The organism is Bacillus sp. F9_6S_D1_P_5, assembly GCF_054823925.1.
In genome coordinates this window covers 170,347-186,116 of record NZ_JBTREW010000011.1, presented here as the reverse complement: position 1 = coordinate 186,116, position 15,770 = coordinate 170,347, and the positions used below count along the sequence as shown (strand labels likewise).

At 36.0% G+C, this 15,770-nt stretch carries 17 protein-coding genes and 1 riboswitch; of the genes, 12 read left to right on the top strand and 5 right to left on the bottom strand.

Translation table 11 applies throughout. The features are described from left to right. Positions 1 to 9: 9 nt before the first annotated feature. The 4 genes from ACUXEY_RS15690 (at position 10) to ACUXEY_RS15675 (ending at position 4,095) form a co-directional block, all read left to right on the top strand. Complete coding sequence (locus ACUXEY_RS15690) at positions 10 to 1,203, top strand: CamS family sex pheromone protein (protein WP_048529420.1); 1,194 nt, start codon at positions 10 to 12, stop codon at positions 1,201 to 1,203. Positions 1,204 to 1,299: 96 nt separating this feature from the next. Further along, a complete protein-coding gene (locus ACUXEY_RS15685; RefSeq protein WP_048529418.1) occupies positions 1,300 to 2,070 on the top strand; it encodes a TSUP family transporter in 771 nt (256 codons plus the stop codon). Positions 2,071 to 2,222: 152 nt separating this feature from the next. Beyond that, positions 2,223 to 3,770 (top strand): L-glutamate gamma-semialdehyde dehydrogenase, encoded by a 1,548-nt coding sequence (gene pruA / locus ACUXEY_RS15680; RefSeq protein ID WP_060629323.1) that lies wholly within the window; start codon positions 2,223 to 2,225, stop codon positions 3,768 to 3,770. Between the two features lie 175 nt (positions 3,771 to 3,945). Then, a complete protein-coding gene (locus ACUXEY_RS15675; RefSeq protein WP_000521652.1) occupies positions 3,946 to 4,095 on the top strand; it encodes a hypothetical protein in 150 nt (49 codons plus the stop codon). A gap of 230 nt (positions 4,096 to 4,325) precedes the next feature. On the opposite strand, the gene ACUXEY_RS15670 is transcribed toward ACUXEY_RS15675, so the two are convergent. After that, positions 4,326 to 4,889 carry a cysteine hydrolase family protein gene (locus tag ACUXEY_RS15670; RefSeq protein WP_461301057.1) on the bottom strand — a complete coding sequence of 188 codons (564 nt, stop codon included), beginning with the start codon at positions 4,887 to 4,889 and terminating at the stop codon, positions 4,326 to 4,328. A 242-nt stretch (positions 4,890 to 5,131) separates the two neighbouring features. Beyond that, a riboswitch (SAM riboswitch) is annotated at positions 5,132 to 5,238 on the top strand. Between the two features lie 123 nt (positions 5,239 to 5,361). On the opposite strand from ACUXEY_RS15670, the gene ACUXEY_RS15665 reads away from it, so the two are divergent. Genes ACUXEY_RS15665 through ACUXEY_RS15655 form a run of 3 tightly spaced genes read left to right on the top strand, consistent with a single transcriptional unit; the run spans position 5,362 to position 7,912 of the window. Beyond that, positions 5,362 to 6,381, top strand: coding sequence for a methionine ABC transporter ATP-binding protein (locus ACUXEY_RS15665; RefSeq protein WP_461301056.1), 1,020 nt, complete (start codon positions 5,362 to 5,364; stop codon positions 6,379 to 6,381). Next, positions 6,371 to 7,036, top strand: coding sequence for a methionine ABC transporter permease (locus ACUXEY_RS15660; RefSeq protein WP_461301055.1), 666 nt, complete (start codon positions 6,371 to 6,373; stop codon positions 7,034 to 7,036). Before ACUXEY_RS15665 ends, ACUXEY_RS15660 begins: the two co-directional genes overlap by 11 nt. A 21-nt stretch (positions 7,037 to 7,057) precedes the next feature. Further along, positions 7,058 to 7,912 carry a MetQ/NlpA family ABC transporter substrate-binding protein gene (locus ACUXEY_RS15655; RefSeq protein WP_000721604.1) on the top strand — a complete coding sequence of 285 codons (855 nt, stop codon included), beginning with the start codon at positions 7,058 to 7,060 and terminating at the stop codon, positions 7,910 to 7,912. A 167-nt stretch (positions 7,913 to 8,079) separates the two neighbouring features. On the opposite strand, the gene ACUXEY_RS15650 is transcribed toward ACUXEY_RS15655, so the two are convergent. The 4 genes from ACUXEY_RS15650 to ACUXEY_RS15635 form a co-directional block, all read right to left on the bottom strand. Next, positions 8,080 to 8,550 carry an HXXEE domain-containing protein gene (locus ACUXEY_RS15650; protein WP_461301054.1) on the bottom strand — a complete coding sequence of 157 codons (471 nt, stop codon included), beginning with the start codon at positions 8,548 to 8,550 and terminating at the stop codon, positions 8,080 to 8,082. A 58-nt stretch (positions 8,551 to 8,608) separates the two neighbouring features. Further along, positions 8,609 to 8,800: a DUF3926 domain-containing protein gene (locus ACUXEY_RS15645; protein ID WP_166703599.1), complete on the bottom strand. Its 192-nt coding sequence runs from the start codon at positions 8,798 to 8,800 to the stop codon at positions 8,609 to 8,611. After that, complete coding sequence (locus ACUXEY_RS15640) at positions 8,793 to 9,974, bottom strand: ArsA family ATPase (protein ID WP_461301053.1); 1,182 nt, start codon at positions 9,972 to 9,974, stop codon at positions 8,793 to 8,795. The genes ACUXEY_RS15645 and ACUXEY_RS15640 overlap by 8 nt, the downstream gene beginning before the upstream one ends. Positions 9,975 to 10,051: 77 nt before the next feature. Next, positions 10,052 to 10,534 carry a MarR family winged helix-turn-helix transcriptional regulator gene (locus ACUXEY_RS15635; protein ID WP_429601760.1) on the bottom strand — a complete coding sequence of 161 codons (483 nt, stop codon included), beginning with the start codon at positions 10,532 to 10,534 and terminating at the stop codon, positions 10,052 to 10,054. Between the two features lie 230 nt (positions 10,535 to 10,764). Between ACUXEY_RS15635 and ACUXEY_RS15630 the strand changes: the two genes are divergently transcribed. The 5 genes from ACUXEY_RS15630 (at position 10,765) to ACUXEY_RS15610 (ending at position 15,724) form a co-directional block, all read left to right on the top strand. Continuing rightward, on the top strand, positions 10,765 to 11,001 hold the full coding sequence (locus ACUXEY_RS15630; protein WP_001254393.1) for a YiaA/YiaB family inner membrane protein: 237 nt from the start codon (positions 10,765 to 10,767) through the stop codon (positions 10,999 to 11,001). 141 nt (positions 11,002 to 11,142) lie between these two features. Then, positions 11,143 to 11,433: an Asp-tRNA(Asn)/Glu-tRNA(Gln) amidotransferase subunit GatC gene (gene gatC, locus ACUXEY_RS15625; protein ID WP_000086999.1), complete on the top strand. Its 291-nt coding sequence runs from the start codon at positions 11,143 to 11,145 to the stop codon at positions 11,431 to 11,433. A gap of 15 nt (positions 11,434 to 11,448) precedes the next feature. Beyond that, positions 11,449 to 12,906, top strand: coding sequence for an Asp-tRNA(Asn)/Glu-tRNA(Gln) amidotransferase subunit GatA (gatA, locus tag ACUXEY_RS15620; protein WP_270705144.1), 1,458 nt, complete (start codon positions 11,449 to 11,451; stop codon positions 12,904 to 12,906). 14 nt (positions 12,907 to 12,920) lie between these two features. Continuing rightward, a complete protein-coding gene (gene gatB / locus ACUXEY_RS15615; RefSeq protein ID WP_060629333.1) occupies positions 12,921 to 14,348 on the top strand; it encodes an Asp-tRNA(Asn)/Glu-tRNA(Gln) amidotransferase subunit GatB in 1,428 nt (475 codons plus the stop codon). Between the two features lie 470 nt (positions 14,349 to 14,818). After that, on the top strand, positions 14,819 to 15,724 hold the full coding sequence (locus tag ACUXEY_RS15610) for a diacylglycerol kinase (RefSeq protein WP_000977671.1): 906 nt from the start codon (positions 14,819 to 14,821) through the stop codon (positions 15,722 to 15,724). Positions 15,725 to 15,770 lie beyond the last annotated feature (46 nt).

Sequence of the window (15,770 nt, the reverse complement as noted above, 5' to 3'; positions counted from 1 at the left end):
AAACTTACCATGAAAAAAATAGCATTAGCGGTATTAAGCCTTGGTCTACTTGTAAGTGGGTGTAGTGCAGGTGCCGACAAAGATGAAAAAGTGGCTGAAAAATCGGGGAAAGCAAAAGAACAATCAGTTGTTCCAAAATACGCTATGTCGGATGAATATTATAAGACGACTATTCCATTTGATGGTGGAAAGGCACGTGGTTTAGTCGTGCAAGGAGTAAATAATCGTCTTGATATAGATGAATTTGAAACAGGATTAATGCGTATTGCGAAGGAATCTTTTAGTACGAAAGATCATTTCTTTAAAGGTGGAAGTACTCTAGATACTCAAAATGTGCAGATGCTTGTTAAAAGAAAGCGTACAGATGCTGAGCAAAAGGAACTAGAGGACAAATTAAAAAAAGATGCCGTTAAATTCCCAAACATTGGGTTAAACCCAGCGTTAGGTGGAGGATCTGAATCATTAGAGGCAAAAAATAAAAAAAATCCAATATATATTTCCAATATTTTAGAGCATGATTATTATGTGAAAAAAGGCGAAACAGATGAACTCCAAGGCATTGTAGTTGGTTTAGCAATGAATTCGGTTCATTATTACGAGGAAGAGCATGGTTATCCGCGTGAGGCTAAAATTGAGCAAGAAAAAATGTTAGCTGAAGGGAAAAAAATGGCGCAAGAAGTCTTGAAATTTATGCATCAAAAAGAGCCTACAACAAAAAACCTTCCGATAACATTTGCAATTTATCGTCAGGCTCCAAAGGCTTCACTCGTGCCAGGTAACTTTGTTTCTTATGCGAATGTTGAAAAAGGCAGTGAAACCGTTGAAGATTGGAAACAAATTAATGAGAAATATTATTTATTCCCATCTGAACAAGCGAAAACAGATAATAAACGTGAAGATCTGGCGAGAGTATCAAACTTTAAAGCAAAACTAAGCGATTATTTCCAAGGCGACTATACAGCTGTTATCGGTACTGGTATGTATAGAGACGATGAATTAAGGGAAGTAAAGCTTGATATTCCTGTCCAGTTTAATGGGAAAGCAGAAATAATTGGTTTTACACAATATGTAGCCGGACTTGTTATGGAATACTTCCCGAATTATATGAAAGTACAAGTAACGATTAAATCTGTAGAACGTCCAGAAGCGATTATTATACGTGAAGCGAAGCAAGATGAACCGTTTGTGAAAATTTTAGATTAAATAGAAGGGCCGTTCCTTTGTGGAACGGCTTTTTTTCTCGAAGAATTTTGTTATAATTTAAAATGTTATAAATAATGGGGGTAAGGGGTAAAGCACATGGACGAATTAAGTTTTCAAGTCATTATTTTATTAATTGCATTCGGCTTTTTAGCAGCTTTTATTGATTCAGTTGTTGGCGGTGGAGGATTAATCTCGCTTCCGGCACTTATGTTTGTTGGTTTACCACCAGCTTCGGCAATTGCAACGAATAAATTAGCTGCAACGATGGGGACGTTTACGAGTGCGATTTATTTCATTCGATCGGGGAAGGTCGATTTTAAAATTGTAGGAAAGTTAATCCCGTTAACTATTATAGGGGCCGTCGCAGGTGCTTTAGTAGTAAAGTTTATTCCACCGGATATTTTACGGCCGTTAGTGCTTGTAATGTTGGTGTTTATTGCCATTTATATTATCGCGAAAAAGGATTGGGGAAGTGTATCTACCTATAAGAAGATGACGAAAAGAAAAACATTAATATTTTTCTTCGTTATCTTAATGATAGGGTTTTACGATGGTTTTTTTGGCCCAGGGACAGGATCCTTTTTAATTTTTGCATTTTTATTAATTGGTTTGGATTTTATTCAAGCGGCAGCATCTGGAAAACTTTTGAACTTTGTTAGTAATATTGTATCTTTAATTACTTTTTTATTTTTGGATGTAATTCATTTTGAATACGGTATTATTATGGGATTATCGATGATTTTGGGCGCTTATTTTGGATCGAAGTTTGCAGTTCAAAAAGGTGTTGGATATGTAAGGACTTTATTTTTATTAGTAACTATTTTATTAATTGGAAAAAACATTTTGGAATATACTCATATTTTGTAGAGTTATACGTTTGTATAAATCTATTTTTTTATTATATTTTAAAAATTAATTAATTTTTAAAATATAAGTCTAGGAATATTTGAATAAATCTAAATTATCGTGTAGAATAATGTTGTAAAATGTAAACGTTTTTCTAAGGGGAGGCTAAAAGGATGGTAGTAGCATACAAACATGAGCCATTTACAGATTTTTCAGTGGAGGCTAACAAATTAGCGTTTGAAGAAGGTTTAAAGAAAGTAGAATCTTATCTTGGACAAGACTATCCATTAATTATTGGGGGAGAAAAAATCACTACAGAAGACAAAATTGTTTCTGTAAACCCTGCAAATAAAGAGGAACTTGTTGGTCGCGTTTCAAAAGCAAGCCGTGAGTTAGCTGAAAAAGCAATGCAAGTAGCGGATGAAACATTCCAAACTTGGAGAAAATCAAAGCCAGAAATGCGTGCAGACATTTTATTCCGCGCTGCAGCAATCGTTCGTCGCAGAAAACATGAATTCTCTGCTATTCTTGTAAAAGAAGCAGGTAAACCATGGAATGAGGCAGATGCTGATACAGCAGAAGCAATCGACTTTATGGAATATTATGGTCGTCAAATGTTAAAATTAAAAGACGGAATTCCAGTAGAAAGCCGTCCAATTGAATATAATCGTTTCTCTTACATTCCATTAGGAGTAGGTGTTATCATTTCTCCTTGGAATTTCCCATTCGCAATTATGGCAGGTATGACAACAGCTGCTTTAGTTTCTGGTAACACAGTATTACTAAAACCAGCTAGTACAACTCCTGTAGTAGCAGCGAAATTCATGGAAGTATTAGAAGAAGCTGGTTTACCAGCTGGCGTAGTAAACTTCGTTCCAGGTAATGGTTCTGAAGTTGGTGACTACTTAGTAGATCACCCTCGTACACGTTTCGTGAGCTTCACTGGATCTCGTGATGTAGGTATCCGTATTTATGAGCGTGCAGCGAAAGTAAACCCAGGCCAAATTTGGTTAAAACGCGTTATCGCTGAAATGGGTGGTAAAGATACAATCGTTGTTGATAAAGAAGCAGATCTTGAATTAGCAGCTAAATCTATCGTTGCATCAGCATTCGGATTCTCAGGACAAAAATGTTCTGCATGTTCTCGTGCAGTAATCCATGAAGATGTATACGATCACGTATTAAATCGTGCTGTTGAATTAACGAAAGAATTAACAGTTGCTAACCCAGCTGTATTAGGTACAAATATGGGTCCTGTTAATGATCAAGCTGCATTCGATAAAGTAATGAGCTATGTTGCAATTGGTAAAGAAGAAGGTAGAATCTTAGCAGGTGGCGAAGGAGACGATTCTAAAGGCTGGTTCATCCAACCAACAATCGTTGCTGACGTTGCAGAAGATGCTCGCTTAATGAAAGAAGAAATCTTCGGACCAGTAGTAGCATTCTGTAAAGCAAAAGACTTTGACCATGCACTTGCAATTGCAAACAATACAGAATACGGTTTAACAGGTGCTGTTGTTACTAACAACCGTGACCACATTGAAAAAGCACGTGAAGACTTCCACGTAGGTAACTTATACTTCAACCGTGGATGTACTGGTGCAATCGTAGGTTACCAACCATTCGGTGGCTTTAACATGTCTGGTACAGACTCTAAAGCTGGTGGCCCTGACTACTTAGCGCTTCACATGCAAGCAAAAACTACTTCTGAAACTTTATAAGAAATAGTAGAAGAGATCTTCGCAGTATGCGAAGGTCTCTTTTTTTTGAAAAACTTTTCATATGTGATTAAGATAGATATAAGTAGAAAAACTAATAAGGTTTACTTCAGTAAATAAGATATATTATATTTGTTGAATAGATTCTCTTTAAGGACAAGAAAAGTAGGTGAACAAAGTGGGAAAATATCAATTAGATTACAAGAGTCAGGTAGCTGTGGCAAAGTTTCATGAAAAACAGACGCCTGCCAAATTTGATAAAAAGCAGCAAATTGAAAATTTGCGTGCGGAGTATTTGAAAAAGAAGCAAAAACAAACAGATAAATAATAGGAGAGACTAGTTAATTTGAATTCAAAACACTTACCATATATTACCATTTGGTAAGTGTAACTAGCTAAACCCTATTCATATCGGGATAAACATGTAAATAGAAACAAAGCAACGAAAAAAGTTGACTTATTAGTCGCATTTTTTAGTATTCATTTTAAGGATTTCCTGTATAATACAATTTGAAAGAAAATCTATGGTTTGACAAGAAACACTCCTTTCGGTTTTGCTCACTGAAGGGAGTGTTTTTTTGTAGCTACAAACTCCGCTGTACTCATTACATTTGCATATACGCCATTTAAACTAGCCAAAATTGTGTTATGAATATAAACGGCTGGTATAGTAGCATTCTTAAAAGAAAGATCTTTTGTAGCACAAGCATCATGTATAACGGTACATTGAAGACCGAAATCAAAAGCAGCTCTTACGGTAGCATCGATACACATATGAGTCATCATCCCGCATACGACGACGTGCTCAATAGCTAAACGTTGTAATTGTTCTAGAAGATCGGTTTCGCGAAAACTATTTGGATAATGTTTGAGTATAACGGTTTCTTCTCTAAGTGGACGTACGCTTTCATGAATATGTACACCTTCTGTATTGGGTAGGAAAAAAGTAGCTTCATTTTTTATTGCTACATGTTGGATATGAAAAATAGGTTCGTTTTTCGATCTAAAGAGTTGTAGTAGCTGACCAGCATAGTCACTTGCCTCTACTGGATTACGCAATTCCATCTTTCCATGCGGAAAATAATCATTTTGAATATCAACGAGTAAAAGAGCTGTTTTCATATATTTATCTTCCTCCAATTTCATATTCAAATAATGGTATTCAATTTATAGAGAGGATTCTCCTTTTAAAAAAATATGAAGGAGAAGAATTTTACATAACTTTAAAAACCAATATTATATTGTAATCTTTTATTTGAAAATTTTAATAGAGAAATAATTAATATTTTTCTGAAAAATGTATTGACTCTTATTATTCTGAGTTCTATAATGAGAATTAATTAAACGACAATTAAATCGATACATTCTTATCCAGAGAGGTGGAGGGACTGGCCCTACGATACCTCAGCAACGGGTTTTTTAATACCGTGCTAACTCCAGCAAGCTTTATAAAAGGCTTGGAAGATGAGAAGATGTGACCGAGTACATATAAGTGCTCTCCTTCTTATCTTTATGTTTGATAAGAGGGAGAGCACTTTTTATTTTACCTCGAAAGCTCTACTTCAAGTTTTTACAGCATATAGGAGGGAAGAAAATGATTTCTTTTAACAACGTAAGTAAAGTATATGAATCAGGTGGGCAATCTGTTCATGCGGTGGAAGACGTAACATTATCAGTTGAGAAGGGCGAAATTTTCGGTATTATCGGTTTTAGTGGCGCTGGAAAGAGTACGTTGTTACGCCTAGTAAATATGTTAGAGAGACCGACGGCAGGAACGATTTCAATAGATGATAAAGATATTACATCACTATCGACGAAAGAATTACGGAAGCTAAGAAAAAGAATCGGGATGATTTTTCAAAGTTTTAATTTATTTAATTCAAGAACAGTGTCTGGAAATATTGCGTACCCATTAAAGTTAGCGAAAGTACCAAAGAATGAGATAAAAGAAAGAGTAAATGAGCTGCTGAAGTTTGTCGGGTTAGAAGATAAAGCAGACTATTATCCAGAGCAACTATCAGGTGGCCAAAAACAACGTGTTGGCATTGCTAGAGCACTTGCAACATCACCGGATATTCTTATATGTGATGAGGCAACGTCAGCTTTAGATCCAGAAACAACGACAGAAATTTTGAACTTATTAAAGAAAGTAAATCGAGAATATAATGTAACAATTCTTCTTATTACACATGAAATGCATGTTGTGAAAGAAATATGTCATCGTGTAGCTGTAATGGAGAAAGGGAAAGTTATTGAAGAAGGAAAACTGTTTGACGTTTTCACACAACCGAAAACAAAGACGACTCAAAACTTTGTGCGTTCTATTATTAATGATCATTTACCAGAAAGTGTTCTAGGGAAAATTCAAAATGGCGGACAGATTTATCGCTTAACATTTACTGGTGAAGAGACAGGGCAGCCAGTACTATCATATATCGCGAAAAACTATAACGTCGATGTAAACGTGCTTTACGGAAATATTATTGAACTTCAAAATGTGCTATTTGGAAATCTACTTGTAGAGCTACAAGGTGAGCAGAAAGAAATTCAAAAAGCATTACAACATCTAAGACTGCAAGTGCAGTTGAAGGAGGTAGAAGCTCATGCGAGTTGATTGGAGTATATTTTGGCCTCGCATAGTAGATGCGACGGGGGATACCCTCTTAATGGTAATCGTAACCCTTATATTCGCTACAATTCTTGGTATACCTCTAGGTTTACTATTATATGTAACGAGAAAAGGAAACTTTTTGGAAAATAAATGGGTCTTTTCTATTCTTAATATCATTATTAATACAATTCGTCCGGTTCCATTCATTATCTTCTTAGTAGCTTTAAGCCCACTAACAAGAAGTGTTATCGGAACGACGATTGGAACAGTAGCAGCAATCTTCCCAATGACGTTAGTTGCATCAATCGGCATTGCTAGAATGGTTGAAACAAATCTTGTTTCTGTTCCAAAGGGAGTCATTGAAGCAGCTCAAGCAATGGGGGCTTCGCCAATTAGAATTGTTTTTGAAATTCTTGTGCCAGAAGCGTTAGCGCCATTGATCTTAGGGGTTACATTTATGACAGTTGGTTTAATTGAATTTTCTGCAGTTGCTGGGCTTGTCGGTGGTGGCGGTCTTGGTGATTTAGCGATGACATATGGTTATCAACGTTTTGATACATCAGTTATGTTCGTAACGGTCGTTTTACTTATCATTCTTGTACAGGTAGCTCAAAATTTAGGAAACTACTTTGCGAAAGTCTTTTTACGCAGATCATAAAAAGGAAGAGGGGAAAAGAAAATGAAGAAAATTTTAGCATTTGCATTATCAGCGATTGTAGGAGTTTCAGCGTTAAGTGGCTGTTCAAGTGGAGACACAGGGGCAGGAGCTAAAGAAAAAGTAGTTCGCGTTGGTGTAACTGGAACGGATGGAGACGCTTGGGAAATTTTGAAGAGGAAAGCTGAAAAAGAAGGAATTAAAATTAAACTGGTTGAGTTCTCTGATTACACAACGCCAAATAAGGCGCTAGCTGATGGAGATATTGAACTAAACTCATTCCAGCATATTGCTTTCTTAGAGCAGTTTAAAAAAGAGCATAAGTTAGATATTACAGCTGTTGGTACAACGCAAATTGCACCAATGGGCTTATACTCTGAAAAATATAAGAAGGCAAATGAAATTCCAGATGGTTCAGAAATTGCGATTCCAAATGATCCAACGAACCAAGCTCGTGCATTAAAACTTCTTGATGCAGCTGGATTATTAAAGCTTAAGAAAGACTTTGGCTTATTTGGGGATCCAAGCGGCATTGCTGAAAATCCGAAGAAGTTAAAAATTACACCGGTTATCGCACAGCAAACACCTCGTGTATTAAAAGATGTTGCAGCTTCAGTTATTAATAACGGTGTTGCTGGTCAAGCTGGATTAGATCCAGCGAAGGATCCAATTTTCTTAGAAGATCCAAAGAATGAAAATGCGAAGCCATATATTAATATTTTCGCAGCTCGTACGAAAGATAAAGATGATCCAACACTGAAAAAAGTAATTGAACTATATCATTCAAAAGAAGTAACAGATGCAATTAAGAAAGAAACAAATGATGGTTCCATTTCAGTAGATCTTTCACTTGATGAGCTTGAAAAAATCGTAAAATAATTATCGGGTTTAACGACTAACCGTAGGAACCCCTCCGCTGTTAGTTCGTTCAACATATAATCTACTTAACAAACAATCCCTAATTCTGTACCTTCCAATTCTGTATAACGTAGAATCCAATGTTTGTTAAGTAGAGTAATGGACCAGGAGTTTTCCTGGTCTTTTTTTTATGAATGAAAGTAGCTAGCGAATAGTAAGGTAATCCAAATTATAACAGGGTAAGAAAATAAGCTGAAAATGAGTGTAATTACGAATTTCTTTTGATAAATTAAGTGTTTTTGGGATGAAAAAAAGAAAATCGAAAAGGTGAAAATGAAAGCTGCCGATATTACGCCAGGGTTATAGGAACGGTAAATGAAAAACAAAATAATATGTTGAATGGAGTTGAAGAATATAGCCCCTTGTATAAAAATAATCCAGTATATAGAGGACAAGAAGTTTAGTTGATATAGAAAGACGATCAGTAAGACAAAGATTGTTAATGTGGAAATGGCAATGAAAAATTGTTGGCTTGTTATAAAATGAATTGAAAATTGATTAGCAAGATATTGCGGCATTTGGAAAGATTCTTCAAGGTTATGAATGAAAAATAACAAGGGAATAATCCAAAGCATAATAGTGGAATGTTTTTTCAACAACTTATATCACTCCAATATGGAAATAGAAAGCCTACAAAGGCCCTCTATCCAGAGATGTTCATTCAATTATAATACTTTTTAAATTATCTTCTTGGTGCTCTCGTTCTTTCGGATAAGCAGCTAGCTCCTCTTGTAAAATATTTAGCATTTGCTTAGCTGATTGCTGGATTGGTGCAGGTAACTCTTCTAATATATTCATACCGACTTTTATTTTTGCATGAATTACCTTCCTTAGTAGTTCCTCACGCATGCACTACACCTCCAAATCGAATGTTTAGTACATCGTCTTCGAATTTTGCTCCTTGAATAGAAAGATGTGTTAACGTTTTTGGTAATGTGATGTTCCGCTTAACAGAACCAGCACGAATGATAAGCTCATCGCCTTTTTGATTTAATGAGAGTTCACTTTTATTCGAAAAGGGAATGGATAGTACAAAAATATATTCATCGCCTTCTTTTTTTACATATTGAGTGCGACCGTTAAATTTCACTTCCGTAGGAGAAGAATCTGATTTAAATAAAGCATCTCCTACACGCTCTAACATAGACAAACCAATAACTTCTTGTTCAAACATAGGAGCTTCGTAAATAGGAAGTGGATCAAAACTATTTTGAATTAATGTTTTATATTTCTTTTGAGTATCTTTCCATGCTTGAAAATAAGGATCGGTGACAGTGTTAGGAATGACACGGTTAATCATAATGGCGTCCACGTTATAATCGTATAAGTTTAAATAAGTAAAGCTACGCTGAGCCTCTTTAATGACCATTTTTTCGGGATTTACAACGATGCGGATACTTGTTACGTCTCGGTTTGATAAAATATCTCTCATTTCTCCAAGCTGTTCAAGTGTACTTGTTAATTCGTCCATAATATCATCAGTTGGAAGGGGGACACCAAGAAGTGGTTGAGCTACAGGGCGAACAACTTTTAAAACTTTTCTTTTAATAGGAAAGAGCTTTTCCATCCACCAGCCGAGCATGTCTGGAAAGCTGAGCATGGCTAATGTTTCTCCTGTTGGAGCACAATCAATGATAATAACGTCATATGTGTTTTGTTTATAATAATCGAGTACGCGAAGTAAGCTGATTAAATCTTCCATACCAGGAAACATCGTTAACTCTTCGGTTGTAATATCATCAGCTGCTTTGGAAGTGAATAGCAAGGTAATGTATTTCTGTAACTTTCCCCAGCCTTTTTCCATCTCATAAATCGTATTAATTTCTTGTGCCCACAAATTTTCACGAATTTCTAATGGCTCAGAAGAAAGTTTTATACTAAATGAATCTCCTAAACTATGGGCTGGGTCTGTACTCATCACTAAAGTTTTTAATCCTTGTTTTGCGCTTTGAAGTGCTGTTGCTGCTGAAATGCTAGTTTTTCCTACGCCGCCTTTACCGGTATACAAAATAATTCTCATCATCCATATCCCCTTTGTTTCGAGTATCGAATATTACGAGTATCGAAATATTTTTTTGAATAAAAACCCTAGTAGGGTTTTTATTCAATCGGAATGTTTTTCATTTTAGGTGTAGAAATCTTTTCTTCAGTTTTTTGCTGTGACGTAGCAATGTGGTTCATAATCTTTTGGAAGATTTGTAGTAAGAATGCTTTTTCTTCTTCTGATAACGCTTCTGTCACTAGGTTAAAGTAATGGGCTGCATTTTGTTTTACTTCTTGAACGAGCATTACACCGTTTTCTGTTAAACGAATTAATACAATGCGTCGGTCGTTTTCATCACGGTATCTTTCGATATATCCCTTTTTTACGAGGCGATTTACAACACCTGTCGTTGTACTCATCGGTATACCAAGAAGTTCAGCGATTTTTGTCATTGTAATATCTGTATTTCGCTCCATCCAAAGTAAACAAAATACTTCAGTTTTAGAAAGTGTTAAATCTAGGCTTACCCATTCCTCAGGATAGAAAAGTTTCTTGGCGTTATCTAGCAGTAAGTCTAAAAAATGTTCGTATTGCAACAATTAATTCCACTCCCGTATATTTCGAGGTTCGTAATATTTGTTTTTATTTTATGTAGAATTGAAATAAATGTCAATAATTTTAACTGTTTTTTCAGATTAGACAGAAAAAACAGTTAAAATATTATCCTTTTGTGATAGATTTATAAATATAAAACTAGAATTTACATAAAAATCCATCGTGGTAAATATACTTATCTATAATGGATGTACAGCTAACGAGGGGGAGAACGATGAGAAGACGTAATACGCAAGCGTTCACGTTTTTAGCATGGACTTCATTTGTTTGTGCGCTTTCAGGTATGCTAATTGGAATTTATACGTTAGATGAAACGCTTAGTGTAAAAGGATATTATTTAATTGGAACATTATTTTTAACGATGTCTTGTTTTGTATTACAAAAAACAATTCGTGATAATGAAGAAGATAACGAGAGATTTCCGAAAAATAAACCGTTAGATAAAGAGTAAATTGTAAAGAAAGGCATTCGCCTTTCTTTTTTTATGTAAAAATGCAGTAAGTGCCGTGTGTTGACTTGCTTGAAGTACTGAAAATTTGGTATCATCAATAGTATTGTAGATTGAACGATATATTATGGAGGTGGCCTAGCCGTGTCAAGAATTTCCGTTGAGAATGTAAAGCACGTAGCACATTTAGCACGTCTTGCAATTACTGATCAAGAAGCAGAAAAATTTCAAAAACAACTAGATGCAATTGTTACATTTGCAGAACAGTTAAATGAATTAGATACAACTGATGTAAAACCAACAACTCATGTATTAACTATGAAAAATGTTATGCGTGAAGATGTACCAGAAAAAGGTTTACCAGTCGAAGAAGTATTAAAAAATGCACCGGATCACAAAGATAATCAAATCCGTGTTCCAGCAGTATTAGAATAGAGGAGGGGAATTTCGATGTCATTATTTGATCATTCAGTATCAGAGTTACATAAGAAATTAAACAACAAAGAAATTTCCGTTACGGATTTAGTAGAAGAATCTTACAAACGTATTGCGGATGTTGAAGATAACGTAAAAGCTTTTCTTACATTAGATGAAGAAAACGCACGCGCGAAAGCGAAAGAATTAGACGCGAAAATTGGTGCTGAAGATAATGGTTTATTATTTGGTATGCCAATTGGTGTAAAAGATAACATTGTAACTAACGGTCTTCGTACTACTTGTGCGAGCAAAATGTTAGCAAACTTTGATCCAATTTATGATGCAACAGTTGTGCAAAAGCTAAAAGCTGCTGACACAGTTACAATCGGTAAATTAAATATGGACGAGTTCGCAATGGGTTCTTCAAATGAAAACTCAGGTTTCTACGCTACGAAAAATCCATGGAACTTAGATTATGTTCCAGGCGGATCTAGTGGTGGTTCTGCAGCAGCTGTAGCAGCAGGAGAAGTATTATTCTCTCTAGGTTCTGATACAGGTGGTTCTATCCGTCAGCCAGCTGCATATTGCGGCGTTGTAGGTTTAAAACCAACTTACGGACGTGTATCTCGTTACGGATTAGTAGCATTTGCATCTTCACTTGACCAAATCGGACCGATTACACGTACAGTAGAAGATAATGCATACTTATTACAAGCTATTTCAGGCCTTGACCGTATGGATGCAACTTCTGCAAACGTTGAAGTAGGAAACTACTTAGCTGGTTTAACAGGCGACGTTAAAGGGTTACGCATTGCTGTACCGAAAGAATACTTAGGAGAAGGTGTTGGCGAAGAAGCTCGTGAGTCAGTACTAGCAGCTTTAAAAGTATTAGAAGGTATGGGCGCAACTTGGGAGGAAGTATCTCTTCCGCACTCTAAATACGCTCTAGCAACGTATTACTTACTATCTTCATCTGAAGCATCTGCTAACCTTTCACGCTTTGATGGCGTACGTTACGGTGTTCGTTCTGATAATGTAAATAATTTATTAGACCTTTACAAAAACACACGTAGCGAAGGTTTCGGTGATGAAGTAAAACGCCGTATTATGCTTGGTACATTTGCACTTAGCTCTGGTTACTATGATGCATACTACAAAAAAGCACAACAAGTACGTACATTAATTAAAAACGACTTTGAAAATGTATTTGCTAACTACGATGTTATTATTGGACCAACAACGCCAACTCCGGCATTTAAAGTGGGCGAAAAAGTTGATGATCCAATGACAATGTATGCAAATGATATTTTAACAATCCCAGTAAACTTAGCGGGTGTTCCAGCGATTTCTGTTCCATGTGGATTCGGTGCTAACAATATGCCACTTGGTCTACAAATCATTGGTAAACACTTCGATGAAGCGACAATTTACCGCGTTGCACATGCGTTTGAGCAAGCAACAGACTATCATACAAAAAAAGCAAGTCTGTAAGGAGGCGAGCATAGATGAATTTAGAAACAATTATTGGTTTAGAGGTTCACGTTGAGTTAAAAACAAATTCGAAAATTTTCTCTGCGAGTCCAACAGAATTCGGAGCGGAGCCAAATACACAAACAAGTGTAATTGACCTAGGATACCCAGGGGTACTTCCTACTTTAAATAAAGAAGCAGTTAACTTTGCAATGAAAGCTGCAATGGCATTAAACTGTGAAATCGCAACGGAAACGAAGTTCGACCGTAAAAACTATTTCTACCCAGATAATCCGAAAGCTTACCAAATTTCTCAATTTGATAAGCCAATTGGTGAAAATGGCTGGATTGAAATCGAAGTAGATGGTAAAAAGAAACGTATCGGTATTACACGTCTTCATTTAGAAGAAGATGCTGGTAAATCAACGCATACAGCTGATGGTTCATTAGTAGACTACAACCGTCAAGGTATGCCTTTAATCGAGATCGTATCTGAGCCAGATATGCGTACGCCAGAAGAAGCATATGCATACTTAGAGAAGTTAAAATCCATCATTCAATACACTGGCGTATCTGATTGTAAGATGGAAGAAGGTTCCTTGCGTTGTGATGCGAACATTTCCCTTCGTCCAGTTGGACAAGAGAAGTTCGGTACAAAAGCGGAACTGAAAAACTTAAACTCATTCACTTACGTACAAAAAGGTCTTGAGCACGAGCAAGTGCGCCAAGAAAAAGAATTGTTATCTGGTGGTATCATCCAACAAGAAACACGTCGTTATGATGAAGCAACGAAGAAAACAATCTTAATGCGTGTGAAAGAAGGATCTGACGATTACCGTTACTTCCCAGAGCCAGACTTAGTTGAACTTTACATCGACGATGAGTGGAAAGAAGCAGTTCGAGCTTCTATTCCAGAACTTCCAGATGCGCGTAAAGCTCGCTACGTTTCAGAAATTGGCTTACCAGCTTACGATGCACATGTATTAACATTAACGAAAGAAATGTCTGATTTCTTCGAAGCAACTGTTGCAGACGGTGCTGATGCGAAATTAACATCAAACTGGTTAATGGGTGAAGTACTTGCATACTTAAACAAACAACAAAAAGAATTAAAAGACGTTGCATTAACGCCTGCTGGTTTATCTAAAATGGTTCAATTAATTGAAAAAGGTACTATTTCTTCTAAAATCGCGAAGAAAGTATTTAACGAATTAATTGAAAAAGGTGGAGACCCAGAAGAAATCGTTAAAGCAAAAGGTCTTGTTCAAATTTCTGACGAGGGTACACTTCGTAAAGTTGTAACAGAAATTCTGGATAATAATGAGCAATCTATCGAAGACTTTAAAAACGGTAAAGACCGTGCAATTGGCTTCTTAGTTGGTCAAATTATGAAAGCTACAAAAGGACAAGCAAATCCACCGCTTGTTAACAAAATCTTACTTGAAGAGATTAATAAGCGATAATAATAGTAACTTGTAAAGATTAAGCAGAAAAACACCCGTACATGGGTGTTTTTCTAGGTTAATCAAACGTTTGTTTAAATGAGAGGAAATCGTTTAAACAAACGTTTGATTAACTGTCAAAAGTGGAAAAATGTTTGTATAGCAACTATGGTATGATAGTTGCAAAAAGGTGGGAATAATGATAAATCTAGACATAGAGGTTTTTTTCATCTCATGAAATAATAGATAATTATTATTCTTTATATGTAAATTGTTACGAGGAAATAGATGGACATAAATTTTTTGTCAAATAAAACAAAACCATCGAAATGAATATTTATTTTTGATGGGCTACACGAACCGGGTTCTTACTGCCTGTTTGAGCGAGATAAAAAAAGGATAGGAAGATGAGAGGAGGTAGGCATGGGAATACTGAATACAAGTTCGGTATGTTCTTTTTCAATACATAAAGAAATTTCCTGTGCTAATAAATGATGAAGCGAGCAAGAATTATTTATAATCCTACTTCTGGGCGTGAGCTATTTAAGAAGAGTTTACCAGAAGTATTACAAAAATTAGAACAAGCTGGATATGAAGCGTCTTGTCATGCGACAACGGGTCCTGGAGACGCAACTGTGGCGGCGAGGCAAGCTGCGGATCGTAAATTTGATGTTGTTATCGCAGCTGGTGGTGACGGCACGTTAAATGAAGTGGTGAACGGTTTAGTAGGGCATGAACACCGTCCAAAGTTTGGAATTATTCCAGTTGGAACGACTAATGACTTTGCACGTGCAATCGGTGTACCTCGTTCTATTGAAGAGGCAGCAGATATTATTTGTGAAGGAAAAACTGTACCATTAGACCTTGGTAGAGCAAACGATACATATTTTATTAATATCGCTGGTGGCGGTCGTATTACAGAATTAACATATGAAGTACCGAGTAAGCTAAAGACAGTATTAGGACAACTTGCTTATTATTTAAAAGGTATCGAAATGTTACCGTCATTGCATCCAACATATGTTGAAATTGAGTATGATGGAAAATTACTACAAGAAGAAATTACGATGTTTTTAATTACGAATACTCGTTCAGTAGGCGGCTTTGAAAAGGTAGCACCATATGCATCAATTAACGATGGCTTATTTGATTTATTAGTGCTGAAAAAAGGGTCTATCGCTGACTTAATTAAAGCAGCGACACAAGCGCAGCGTGGTGAACATATTAACAATCCAAAAGTGCTATACACACAAGCAAATCGAATTAAAGTACATTCACCAGATAAACTAATGATTAATTTAGATGGTGAATACGGTGGAGATGCCCCGATGGAATTCGAAAATATATATCATTGTCTCGAACTATTTGTTCCTGAACATCAAGAGGATGCCCTGTAAAGGCATCCTTTTTATTATATAGAGGAATTGTAAATTGGAAGTTAGT

What these genes read in the sequence shown, in the direction of transcription:
- ACUXEY_RS15690 (WP_048529420.1), top strand. Translation starts at nt 10, where the DNA reads ATGAAAAAAATAGCATTAGCGGTATTAAGCCTTGGTCTACTTGTAAGT.
- ACUXEY_RS15685 (WP_048529418.1), top strand. Translation starts at nt 1,300, where the DNA reads ATGGACGAATTAAGTTTTCAAGTCATTATTTTATTAATTGCATTCGGC.
- pruA (WP_060629323.1), top strand. Translation starts at nt 2,223, where the DNA reads ATGGTAGTAGCATACAAACATGAGCCATTTACAGATTTTTCAGTGGAG.
- ACUXEY_RS15670 (WP_461301057.1), bottom strand. Translation starts at nt 4,889, where the DNA reads ATGAAAACAGCTCTTTTACTCGTTGATATTCAAAATGATTATTTTCCG.
- ACUXEY_RS15665 (WP_461301056.1), top strand. Translation starts at nt 5,362, where the DNA reads ATGATTTCTTTTAACAACGTAAGTAAAGTATATGAATCAGGTGGGCAA.
- ACUXEY_RS15660 (WP_461301055.1), top strand. Translation starts at nt 6,371, where the DNA reads ATGCGAGTTGATTGGAGTATATTTTGGCCTCGCATAGTAGATGCGACG.
- ACUXEY_RS15655 (WP_000721604.1), top strand. Translation starts at nt 7,058, where the DNA reads ATGAAGAAAATTTTAGCATTTGCATTATCAGCGATTGTAGGAGTTTCA.
- ACUXEY_RS15645 (WP_166703599.1), bottom strand. Translation starts at nt 8,800, where the DNA reads ATGCGTGAGGAACTACTAAGGAAGGTAATTCATGCAAAAATAAAAGTC.
- ACUXEY_RS15640 (WP_461301053.1), bottom strand. Translation starts at nt 9,974, where the DNA reads ATGATGAGAATTATTTTGTATACCGGTAAAGGCGGCGTAGGAAAAACT.
- ACUXEY_RS15630 (WP_001254393.1), top strand. Translation starts at nt 10,765, where the DNA reads ATGAGAAGACGTAATACGCAAGCGTTCACGTTTTTAGCATGGACTTCA.
- gatA (WP_270705144.1), top strand. Translation starts at nt 11,449, where the DNA reads ATGTCATTATTTGATCATTCAGTATCAGAGTTACATAAGAAATTAAAC.
- gatB (WP_060629333.1), top strand. Translation starts at nt 12,921, where the DNA reads ATGAATTTAGAAACAATTATTGGTTTAGAGGTTCACGTTGAGTTAAAA.
- ACUXEY_RS15610 (WP_000977671.1), top strand. Translation starts at nt 14,819, where the DNA reads ATGATGAAGCGAGCAAGAATTATTTATAATCCTACTTCTGGGCGTGAG.